General features: G+C 59.3%; 7 protein-coding genes and 1 pseudogene. 3 read left to right on the forward strand and 5 right to left on the reverse strand.

The window, feature by feature from the left end; genetic code table 11:
* The 4 genes and pseudogenes from ABJN75_RS03590 to ABJN75_RS03605 all read right to left on the reverse strand — a co-directional run.
* Positions 1-794: ISL3 family transposase (locus tag ABJN75_RS03590; RefSeq protein ID WP_348436935.1), on the reverse strand; the 794-nt coding region annotated here is incomplete at its 3' end.
* Positions 754-1950: pseudogene (locus tag ABJN75_RS03595) on the reverse strand (ISKra4 family transposase); the annotation flags it as partial. The pseudogene ABJN75_RS03595 and the gene ABJN75_RS03590, both read right to left, overlap by 41 nt.
* Before the next feature lie 300 nt (positions 1951-2250).
* Positions 2251-3654 carry an HlyD family type I secretion periplasmic adaptor subunit gene (locus tag ABJN75_RS03600; protein WP_348436937.1) on the reverse strand — a complete coding sequence of 468 codons (1404 nt, stop codon included), beginning with the start codon at positions 3652-3654 and terminating at the stop codon, positions 2251-2253.
* A 94-nt stretch (positions 3655-3748) separates the two neighbouring features.
* A complete protein-coding gene (locus tag ABJN75_RS03605) occupies positions 3749-5497 on the reverse strand; it encodes a type I secretion system permease/ATPase (RefSeq protein ID WP_348436940.1) in 1749 nt (582 codons plus the stop codon).
* Between the two features lie 262 nt (positions 5498-5759).
* Between ABJN75_RS03605 and ABJN75_RS03610 the strand changes: the two genes are divergently transcribed.
* Entirely contained in the window at positions 5760-6419 is a 660-nt protein-coding gene (locus ABJN75_RS03610) for a class I SAM-dependent methyltransferase (RefSeq protein ID WP_348436942.1), read from the forward strand.
* Between the two features lie 65 nt (positions 6420-6484).
* Here the strand turns inward: ABJN75_RS03610 and ABJN75_RS03615 are convergent, their stop codons facing one another.
* On the reverse strand, positions 6485-6970 hold the full coding sequence (locus ABJN75_RS03615) for a hypothetical protein (protein WP_348436944.1): 486 nt from the start codon (positions 6968-6970) through the stop codon (positions 6485-6487).
* Positions 6971-7102: 132 nt separating this feature from the next.
* Here ABJN75_RS03615 and ABJN75_RS03620 point away from each other — a divergent pair, with 132 nt between their 5' ends.
* Positions 7103-7714 carry a hypothetical protein gene (locus tag ABJN75_RS03620; RefSeq protein ID WP_348436946.1) on the forward strand — a complete coding sequence of 204 codons (612 nt, stop codon included), beginning with the start codon at positions 7103-7105 and terminating at the stop codon, positions 7712-7714.
* Between the two features lie 430 nt (positions 7715-8144).
* A partial coding sequence (locus ABJN75_RS03625) for a Calx-beta domain-containing protein (protein WP_348436949.1) occupies positions 8145-11980 on the forward strand: 3836 nt, incomplete at its 3' end.

Consider the following 11980-nt stretch of genomic DNA (forward strand, 5'->3'; position numbering starts at 1 on the left):
ACAAATGCGTCCTCCGAAAGAATGGCCCTCCCGGTGGCGCGCCCGGAAAGGCTCATCTGTTCTTCGATGGCCGAGCGAAGGTTCTGGACCAGATGAAACCGATCGGCGACCTGTTGGGCCTGCGGTGCGCCTTCACGAGCCGCCTGCGCATACAGGCCGCAGCGGTCCCGACTGACAATTTCGATGGAAGGACGGTCACGCAGCCACTTGGCCGCACTCTCGACGCTACGGTCATCCAGAATGTCGACAACCGAGCGTCGCTCCAGGTCAACCATGATGGTTCCGTAGCTCGTCGCCCGCCGCCAACTCCAATCATCGATTCCGACCACCCGTATCTCGGAATTGCAATGAGCAACCTCGGCATCCCGCTTCAACTGCCTCAGGATGGGGTCATCACTGACCGGCATGCCGAGCCGCTGCATTAATCGCTCGCCAGGACGGCCGCCGGCGCTATGGCCGAGCAGTCCGACAATCTCTCCGACCCTTCTCGTCCGACGCGCGTATGGATCAGCTACCGTTGGCAGTCGGTCGGTGAACGTTCTTCGTGAGCATTCCCGATGTGCACATCGCCAGCGGCTCAGCAGCAGCTCCACTGTCACCGGCTTGCCCTGGACCGGCAGTTCCTGGAGGTTGCGGCGGGCCCAACCATGCCTACTTCGGCTTCGCAGGCCACAATCGGGACAGACACCGATCGCGGATCCAGCAGCGGAAACAACCCACCCGTCGTCAACAGTGAGCGTGACACCCAGAATCTTAACCCCTGGGCCGGGCGACCATTTCGATTTCTTTTGCATGCCCGCCCATAGCGACATTGTCGCTAACAGCCGATGAATCACACAAAGTGAGGCAGAACCTCTTCACCATCCGCTTGCCGACAAGGGAATTCACTGCCGACTCGGCGAGTGTCGTGGCGACGCGGAGCCCGGCTCGGTAACGCTTTCCATAGTCGACAATCGCACCACGGTTCGAGCGGATATAGGCCAGGAGTTGAACGCCGAGGCTGTGCAGCCGTGCGATCGAGAACTCGCTTACTTCCCGTGATCCCTGCAGCTTCGCCAGGAGCCGCTCCAGGTCCCGGATCGCGCGATCCACGCGGCCGTGCCACAAACGCCATTTCACGGCTCTGATATCTCTATCGATGGTTGGAAGCGCTTCAATGGGGCTGGGCTGCGATCGCGCGTTTTGATCGGCAATCTGCTGCATGGGCTGGATTTTCATGGCGATGTGGAACCAGTCGATGATGTGGGTTGTCGGCTTCGGCATGGCGCGGGACACCCGCTTGAGAATTTCTGCGCCGTCCGAAATCACCGTCACATCGCCAAAGCCGCGATATCCGACTCCTTCAAGCGCGTGGAGGGCGCGATCGTGAATTGCCTGCTGGGCGGTGCTGCCGGTGACGAAATAGCGGCCACCTGGTTCGCCTCGTCCTCCGCGGCCGCATCGGGCAACGACGAGCTCGAAGTTTCGCGCTGCATTGGGCTCGGCGCTGCGAACTTGAGCGGTATTGATGCTGATGACGAATTCCTTGCGGCGATCGCCGGAAAGCTGCATCTCAAGCTGGCGACGGTCATCCGCTTGAGCTCTCGCTTTCCATGTTTCCCGTACAATCTGGTCGTCGAGTCGTTCGCCGATCCTGATGGTCCGCTTGCGTACGGTCGCGTACGTCTCGGTGGGTTCAATTGGCAGGAACTCGGCCAGTACCTTGGCCGCCTGCCGATAGGGAACCATGCTTCCCAAACGGGCAGTCAGCTCCATCAGTTCGGACGTCGCTCGATCGGGGCAGATTTCCTTCAGCGGCGCGAAGGCGCCGTCCATGCTTGGATGGCAATCCTGGCACAGCATCCAGCGAGGATTACGGACCTCCACCGTGCCGAAGACGGTTCGGATCCGGCGTGATGTGTAGTCCTTGACCGGCCGGAACGTGTGGCAGTCCGGGCAGACCCGACGGAAGAGGGAGTAGGTCTCCGCCTCATGGGCTGACTGCGCTTTGCAGCGCCGTCATAATTGTCTTGCCGTCCTCAATCGACAGGCCAATGTCGCCGTCAAGCAGACGTTCTCAACTCTTGTCGATACGGACCGCCTTCCGGCAAACGTCGCCGAACTCGTTCTTCCCCTCAATCGTGATCGTCCATTCCACCGCCATCGCTTTGTCTCCTATCAAAACGATGGTGATGGACTGATCGAGCCCAACAACCCGTGTCCGACCCCAGAGAAATTACCGGTCTCGCGGCTTGTCTCCTGGGAAGTGCCTCATTCCTGAAGGAAAGCCCGCTGCGTGGAATCCACCAGCCGGCGCATCAAATACTGCAGGAATGTTCGCTCGCCCGTCTCGATGAAGACCTCGACCGGCATGCCGGGGAGCACGCCCGTCGCCTTCATCTCTTCCGGAAGCTCTTCGGGCACTGCCAGCCTGACCGCGTAGAAGCTGGTGTTGGTGGTGGCGTCGATGAACTTGTCCGCCGATATATAGGCCACATTTGCTTCGACCGCGGGTGTTTCGCCATTTCCGGCTGTGACAAATCTCAACCTTGCCTCCTGGGCAAGATGGACAGAATCAATATCGCCGGGGCTGACCCGCGCATCGACAAGCAAGCTCTTGCTGGTTGGCAGGAGCACGAGCAGGACAGCCGCCGGCTCAACCACGCTTCCGGGGGTGTTGTTTACACGGACTTCGAGAACAACGCCATCCTCTGGCGCCGTGACGATGCCGCGTGCAAGCGTGTCCTGGCTGGCGCGGAACTGCTCAGTAAGGTCTTCCTTGACCCTGCGCAACTCGGCAAGCTCCGTTATGGCCGTTTCCAGCCTCTGGGTGCGGGCGAAGCTCACCTGCTCGCGCGCCTCGATGATCTTGCTCCGGGCAACCGTGATCTGCGAATCGATCATGCCGGCCTGACCGATCAGTTCCGCCTCATCCTGAGCGAGCCGGTTGACATCCGAGCGATTGGTCAGCCCCTGCGCGAGCAGGCCGCGTTTGTCCTTGAGTTCATCGGACAAAAGCTCGATCCGGATGTCCAGGGACGACTTCTCCGCCATCAGGCCCGCGATGGCTTCTTCCTGGATCTGCACCCGCTGTTTGAGGATCAGCGTCTCCGAGAGATATCGCTCCAGCCGGATATTGAACTCCCGGACTTGCTCGTTCGCCAGTTCCAGCAAGCCCTCTTCTTCGGCCCGGCGGCGAAGATCCTCGGGCACGTTCAGGGTTTCGGCGTCGTCCCTTTCCGCCTTCAGGCGCAGCTCGCGAAGCTCCGCATCTAGAATCTGCTTCGCCAGCCGGTTGCGGAGCGCGCTGGTCGCGACCGTGTTCATGCGGTACAGGACCTGTCCCTGGGCAACCTGGTCCCCTTCGCTGACCATGATTTCCTCGACGATTCCCCCCTCGAGATGCTGAACAGGAATGTTCCTGCCCGAAGCAGCGACCACCCCGGACGCGATGACGGCCGATGTAAGCGGTGCGAAGGCTGCCCAGTAGCTGAACCCGCCGAGGAACAGAACAAGGATAATGCCGGTCAGACCCATCAAGCCGCGGGTCGATGTCGGCACGCGCGATTGCCATGTGGGCTTCGGGTAGGGCGCCGGTTTTTCCTTGAGGGCTGCGAGCGAAACTGGAAGCGGGTTGGATGGTCGGTCCCCAGGAAAATCGGTCATGCGGTTCATGATGACGTCCGATCGAGACCCGCTGCGGGCGCGTCCTTGCGGCACCCGTCGCGGCAACCATTCGGCTGGGGGTCGATGTCGCTCATCGTCCTGCTCATGCGATCTCGGACCTAGGCTGAGTTGCGGCCTCCGCGGCTTCAGTTTTCTTGCCGGACGGAGCGGGCCTGGCTGCCTGTACTTTCATGCGCTCGGCGATCCGGGCGAGCACTTCATCACGCGGGCCCTTTTCCGAAATCGAGCCATCGATGATTTCAAGCACCTCATCCGCCAGCGACGTAATCCTGAGCCGCTGGGTGACAATGATCACGGTGGCCCCCGACCTCTTTGCGTTGCTCACCGCACGCGCAAGCGCCTTGTCCCCCTCCTCGTCCAGACTTGAATTGGGTTCATCGAGAACGATCAATGCGGGATTGCGATAAAAAGCGCGCGCAAGTCCGATGCGTTGGCGTTGCCCGCCGGACAGCTCGTTCCCGGTGACGGAAACCTTGGTATCGTAGCCTTCCGGAAGCTGTTTGATCAGGGAATCGACCTGCGCGTTCACGGCCGCCCGCCGGACCTCTTCTGCGGGCGCGTCCGGCTCAAAGCGGGAAATGTTCTGCGCCAGGGTGCCGGGCAGCAGTTCGACCGATTGCGGCAGATAACCGGTGTGCAGACCCCGGAATTCATTGTCCATGTTGCGCAGATCGTTGCCATCCAGCCGCACAACCCCGGATGCGGGGTCGATGGCGCCCGAAACGAGCCTGGCCAGCGTGGATTTTCCAGATCCGCTGGGTCCGATGACGGCTAGAACCGACCCTGCCTTGATCGAGAATGTGATGCGCCGGAGAATGTACTTGAGTGTGCCCCCCGTCTCGACCGCATAGGAGACGTCCTCCAGCGCCAGCGTGCCGAGGGGCGGCGCGAGTTCGAATTTTTCCTCGTCGAGATGATCGGCCGAGAGTGTCTCGGCCAGACGCTGCCGGGCCTGCTGCGCAGCAACTATCTGCGGCCAGCTTCCGATCAGCTGGTCGATCGGCTGAATTGCCCGTCCCGCCACGATCGAGGACGCGAAGATCATGCTCGGCGATATTTCCTGGCGAAGGACCAGGTAGGCCCCGAAGCCGAGGATCGCCAGTTGCAACCCGAAACGCAGAGCCTTCGAGAAGCCGCCGAAGCCGGAATTTATACCGGCCGCATTGTCGCCGATGGCAGCGGAGTTTGCCTGGTCGTCGCCCCAGATCGTTTCCGCATTGCGTTTCATCCCCAGGGCGCGGATGAGCTCCGTATTGCGGGCGAAGGCCTGAGCCGCGGCGAAGGCATCGCGCGACAGACGCGCCGCCTCGGCGCCCGATGGCGAGAACAGGCGCTGGTTGATCAACGCGATCGCGATCAGAAAAGCCAAGCCCGACGCGGTGATCAGGAAGAAATCCGGGTGGATCAGCCACAGAGCGGCAAGAAACAGTGGCGCGAACGGCAGGTCGAACAAGATCGCGATGGCGCGCGACCCGATGAAAGCCTTCAGACTTGCGAGATCCCTGAGCGGCTGGACATCGCCTGAAGCGCCCTCTCCAGTGCGAAGCGACGCCATGAATACGGGCTCCCCGAGGCGGGTGTCGAGTTGCGCGGCCAGGCGGCTCGAATAACGCAAGCGCGCGTAATCAAGAAATCCCGCGAGCGCCAGCGCCACGCCGGCAATCATCGACAGGTAAATCAGCGTCTCCATGGAGTTTGACGGAATTATCCGGTCATAGACCTGGATCATATAGAGCGGAACGACAAGCATAAGAGCATTTAGGAACAGGGACAGGATTCCGAGTTCGGCGATGTTTCTGAACGACAAGATTCGCCAACTGGGTCTGAACAAGCCCGTTATCCTTTTAACGCGTCAGCAATGCTCATTTTACGTTAGCAAGGATATCTGTGAGGCGCAAACCTAAGATTAACATAAGGTAAAGACCGCGCATTGCCTACGTAGACCGGGGCTTTGGCGAACATCGCGTGCGGCTTTTGTGTGCTTCGCGATTGTGTCCTGTGAAGTTCGGTCCGGCCCGCGATAACCTGCGGGGTTCCAGCCTCGTCCGAGACAGGGTATAAGCCGTCGGCAGTGCAGCAAAAAGGTAATAGTGATGTCGGGCTTTCAAACTGAAACATTTCGGCAAGGCGAGGCCGACAAATGGTTTGAGCGCAACGCCGCCGCCTTGCAGGAGGCGTCCCAGGATGTGGTGTGCACCAGTGTCCTGCGTCTGGGCATCAAGCCTTCAAGAATTCTTGAGATCGGAAGCGCCAACGGGTGGAGGCTGGCCTGGTTTAGACAGAAAATGGGTGCCACCTGCAGCGGCATCGACCCCTCGAGCAAGGCGATAGAGGAGGGAACAAACCGGTTCCCTGGACTTGACCTAAAAGTGGGCACCGCCGACGACCTGCCGTTCAAGGACGCCAGCTTTGACATGGTGATCCTGGGTTTCTGCATGTATCTCGTTGACCCGTCGCTGCATTTCCGTGTGGTTTCCGAAATCGACCGCGTGCTTGCAGATGGCGGACATGTCGTGATTTTCGATTTTCAAAGTCCGTTTCCCTATCACAATCCCTACCATCACTTTGAAGGCCTCAAGGCCCACAAGATGGAGTATGCCCGGCTGTTTCTCTCCCATCCAGGCTATGGCCTCCTGCATCGTGAACTCAAGCAACACGGCCCGGATTTTATGGATGCCGACCGCCGGGAAGGCGTGGACATAATCTCCAAGAACATGGCGCAAGCGTTTCCGCTCAATCCGGCCCAACGCTGATGCAATCCTGAGTGCCACAAGAAATTATCCGCAATTATTGCTTGCCTCAAATTCTCTGGTGTTGTTTACTTCTTGTTAGGAGTTGTGTTCCGGGGAACGTGTGAGCCGTGATTGGGATTGGTATATGGCGTTTGTTGTCCTGGACTGCCCCGACAGGCGCATTGCTTGCAGCGCTTCTTCTTCATCTCTGCGCTTCGGCGGCAGCCATGCAGCGTGAGAACATCGGCAAGTTGGCGCCCGATGCCGGCCCGACGTTCGGCGCCGCCATCGCGGCGGACGCGGATGTCCTCGTGGTCGGCGAACCCGGAGCCAGCAGGGTCCATGTGTTCCAGCAAGATGAGGGCCAGTGGCGGCGGGCGCGTGTCATCGAACCGCCGGAGGACGACCCCCAGTTCGGCCCCGGCCGCCCGGGCTTCGGATATTCCGTTGCGGTCAAGGGCGACCTGATTGCGATCGGCGGCTTTCATTTGTCCGCAAAGGCGAGCGACGATCGAGTGCCGGGAGACGATGGCTACCTTCGCCGGTCCGCCATCTATGCCCAGCCCGTTCAAGACGCAGCATCCGGACCGGTCCTGCTTTCTTCGCGGGATCTCTCTGATGGCTATCTTTTCGGCGTCAACATCGCCACCGATGGCAAATTCATTGCGGCGGGGTTGCAGGATTGGGAGCCGAGCCGACGCGGAATGGGCGCTGTCGGCGTCTTCTCTCTTGATGCAGGGTTCAAGCGGGCCGTGGGTCTCGATGATGCTTCATCGCGCAGGCTTGGAAGCATAATCACCCTTGATGCCGCTCATCTGTCGGTCGCAGTTTTGTCGGGACCAAAAGCTGGTCAGGTATTGATCGAGGACCTCAATTCCCGGGAACAGGCTTTTCTGAAACGCACAGAGGAAGCGTTAGCAGCCGGACCAGCTGTAAATTCGCTTTCCATGACCTGGCCTCGTTTGTTTGTCAGTGGCACCAGCGAAGAACAGCCGATCGAAGTCTACCGGCTGGATCAGGATGACGAAGCGGCGCTTGAGACATTTATCGCGCCCGGAGGCGTGGTTGCAGCCAGCGGCGGGGCTTTGGCAGTTATGGCTGCGCCCGCAGAGTCACCATTCGGCGGGCACTCACAAACCTACCCGGAAACATGGCTGCATTTCTACCAAGATCTGATAGCGCCGGTCAGTTATCAGCAGGTTGACCAGTTTCGCGCAAAAACTGTTTCTGTCGCTGTCAATGACGGAAATCTGTTTGCTGCAGTTTATGACAGCAAGAGCGGAAATATTGTTTACGCTTACCGTATGTCGAATTGATTTTCTATGAGAGTGGGCATTCAAAATGAACAACGAAGATAGAACAATCGTAACAAGTTTTTCCGGCTCATATAGCGCCGTTGTCTCTATCGATTCGACCTATGTAAGCACAAGCTTTAATGGTGTCGGCTCGGGTATTGCGATCGCACCATCACATTTCCTGACTGCCGCACATGTTGTCGCATGGAACAACGGTGGCGCGACGGAAGTGACAGCTGGCGCAAGCGTGAATCTGAGCAGCAATGTTCCGGGTTTGGGCCCCAGGGTGGTTCATACTGCCAATGGTGCCAGCACTCCGGCACCAACAAGTCTGAACGCAACCAGCGCTCCTTTCTTTCCGAGACTATACAATGCCGCAGCTGGCGGGCCTTCGACGGCTGACGTTGCATTGCTGAAAACCAACACAGCTATTGCCTCTGCGCAGAACGTGATGGGACTGGTCGTTTTCCTTGACGCTGACGACATCAAGGGGAAAACGATTACCACAGCCGGATACCCGGGCACATTCTCCGACGGCACGCAGGACGGGCGCACCGACGACAACACTGCAAGAACGTTGTACAGCGCAACCGGCAAAGTTGACGGAGTGGAGTCAGGTGATCTTCGCATTACCTATGACGAAAGCGTCGACACGCAAGGCGGCCAAAGCGGGAGCGGGGTCTGGTATGACGACGATCTGTTTGGAGAAAATGTAGAACTTGTCGCGGCAATCCACCACTGGGGCACCAACAATGTGTTTCAAAACGGTGGCGGGGTAAATGCAGGTGTCCTGATAACCAAGGATCTCTATGACGCTTTCATGGAGAGCATCCGTGTTGACACCAACGGGGCCGGCGCGGCGGCCCTGCCGGAAAACGCCATTGTGGGAACGGACTCCTTCCTGACGTTGGGCGGAAATGACGTCATCGAGGGCACCTATCGCAAAGAGCGCATCATCGGTCAGGGCGGCGAGGACCAGATCCGCGGTGGCGGCAGCGATGACCGGCTGGAAGGTGGCGCAGGTGTCGACCAGGCCATCTTCTCTGGCGAGTTCAAGGACTTCACGTTTACCGAAAATCCGGATGGCAGCTACACATTTGCCGATGGCAATGCCGGCGACGGACTGGACGAGGGAACCGACAGCCTCAAGGATTTCGAGTTCGCCATCTTTGAAAAGGCAAACGCGTCCGACACGGAGGTTTTCATCGTTCCGCTGCCGATCAAGGACGGGCCGGACACCAGAGAAACCGGTGACATCAAGAGTGTGGACGGGACCGCAACGGTTGGGGCCGCCACGCTCGAGGCGCCAGCATGGATGTTCGATGGCGACATCGACTACACGTTCACCCTTTCCGGCTCCGCTATCGGATCGCTCTACAATTTTGCCTATATCATCGACAAATCGGGTTCGATGTCCGGAAGCAATCTTCAAATTGCCCAGCAAGCCTATCAGACGCTGACGCAGGATTTGATCAGCCGTGGCGTGGCGGATTTCAGCGATTTCGTCGTTGTACCGTTTAACAGCAGCGCCACGAGTTCCGGCACACTTGATGCGCAGGGCGCCATTGCCGCGGTCAATGCACTGAGCGCCGGTGGCGGGACCAGCTTTACCCAGGCATTGAGCCTTGCTGAAACTTGGTTCAACAGCCAGGCCGATCATCAGAACGCGATCAACATCGCCTTCTTCCTCTCGGATGGACAGGGTACCGGCGCCAGCGCCAACCTGCAGCAACTGAACGACGGAACCCGTATTGAAGTCCGCGCCTACGGTATCGGAAACGGGGCCGATCTGAACTCGCTCAACATCATCGATAGCGACAATGCCGTTCTGCTCACGGATCCTGCAGACTTGATTGACGAGTTCAAGAAAGCCGGTGTTTCCAAGGACGTTATCGACCGCATTGAGGTCAAGCTCGATGGCGTTCTGGTCGATACCATTCTTCCCGACCAGCTTACCGAGGATCCTCTGGGACTCCAGATCACCGGCTCCATTAGCGGACTTGAAGTCACCAGAACCGCCAAGAACCTGGTGACGTTTGACGTGGTCTTCAACGACGGCCGGCCGACAAGCACCGTTACCAAGGAGATCACGACCGGCCAGGAAGAGATCATCAAGCAGACCGCCAACGGCACGAAGATCGTCGAACTGGCCGTCGGGCAGACCTCATTCCTGGGCTCCGTGCTCGGCGCTTTCAACTCGATCATCAACGGAAACGAGGTCTCGAACCAGGTCACCGACGGCGTGCAGAACGACCAGATCTTCACCTTCGGCGGCGATGACATCATCTCCATGACCGGCGGCGGCACCAACCTTGTCGATGGTGGCGATGGGCTTGATGTTGTAACTTATTCGGGCAGCCGACCCAGTTTCGGTTCGGTCGTCAAAAGCGGCGGCGTTGTCAAGGTTGGAACCGACAGCATCATCAATGTCGAACAGATACAGTTCGATGATGTCGTGATTGATACGGCGACGATGCAGGAAAGCATTTTCGCGACCCTGTCTCCGGCCGGTTTCACCATCGATGAGGAAGCCTCGGATGTCGCGCGGCAAGCCACCTTTACGGTTACCCTTGCCAAGGCCGCCAGTTCAAACGTTGATGTGCAGTTCAGCATCCTCAGCGGGACGGCGACAGCCGGAACGGATTATTCCGGCGCGGATCAACTGGTTACCATTGCAGCCGGCCAGACCACGGCAGGCTTTACGGTTCAGATCCTCAATGACCAGGAAGTCGAGCAAGACGAGACACTTCTGGTCCAGGCGGATCTGGGCGTGGGCGCCAAGTTTCGCAGCGGATCCAGCGTGGCTCAGTCCGGTGTCGTCATCGATGACGGCGACATAGCATTGAGTGTGGGATCGCTCTATGGTTTCGTTTTTGAGGGCGATTCCGGCTCCACGGCCCAATTGTCCGTCTCTGTTGTCCGCGCGGGCGACACGGCCGATGCCATGAGTGTCAACTATGCTGTCCAGGGGATCACTCCCGATGCTGCGGATGCCGCGGATTTTCTCAATGGCCTACTGCCATCGGGCACTGTGAATTTTGCTGCCGGCCAGTCTTCCGTCAATATCACCCTGACCATCCAGGGCGACGACATTGTCGAACCGACAGAAAGTTTCGAAGTCGTCCTGAGCAATCCGAGCATCACGGTTTCGTCGCTCAGCGGAGCGGTTTTCCAGATCTCCAATCGTGTCCAGTTCAGCGGAACGAGCAATGGGGAAACCGTAACCGGCAACGAGATTGACAATGAACTGTTTGGTCTCGGAGGCAATGACACGCTTGAGGGGCGTCTGGGCGCCGATATTCTGAACGGTGGTGAAGGTACCGACACCGCAACCTACTACCGCTCCGCTCAGGGCGTGATCGTAAACATGGGCAACGGCACCGGCACCGGCGGCGAGGCTCAGGGCGATACGCTGTTCAGCATCGAGAATGTAACAGGCTCTCCCTATGCCGATATCCTCTACGGCAACGGGTTTGCCAATGTGCTCTCGGGCGGCGATGAGGCCGACACGCTCTTCGGCTTCACCGGCATGGACGTTCTTTACGGTGACCGCGGCAATGACCGGCTTGAAGGCGGGGATGACGCCGACATTCTGATCGGCGGCGATGGCACCGACACGGCGATCTATGCCCAGTCAGCCCAGGGCGTGACAATCAATCTCGGCAACGGCACAGGCACCGCTGGCGAGGCGCAAGGCGACACCCTTTTCGACATCGAGAATGTCGAGGGCTCGGCCCAGGCCGATATTCTTTACGGCAACGGCTTTGCCAATGTGCTCTCGGGCGGCAACGCGGCCGACCGGCTGTTCGGCTTCACTGGCATGGATGTGCTTTCGGGCGATGGCGGCAACGACCGGCTCGAGGGCGGCGCCGACGCAGACGTGCTTATCGGCGGGGCGGGCATCGACACCGCGATCTATGCCCAGTCCGGGCAAGGTGTGACGATCAATCTGGGTAATGGCACCGGCACCGGCGGCGAGGCCGAGGGCGACATGCTGTTCGACATAGAGAATGTCGAGGGCTCGGCCCAGGCCGATATTCTTTACGGCAACGGCTTTGCCAATGTGCTCTCGGGCGGCGACGAGGCCGACCGGCTGTTCGGCTTCACCGGCATGGATGTGCTTTCGGGGGATGGCGGAGACGACATGCTTGAAGGCGGCGCGGATGCAGATGTGCTGATCGGCGGCAGCGGCATCGATACGGCGCGGTACAGCCAGTCGGCGCAAGGCGTGACGATCAATTTGGGCACCGGCACCGGCACCGGCGGCGAGGCCGAGGGCGACATGCT

Source organism: Hoeflea sp. (assembly GCF_039975035.1).
Taxonomy (GTDB): Bacteria; Pseudomonadota; Alphaproteobacteria; order Rhizobiales; family Rhizobiaceae; genus Hoeflea.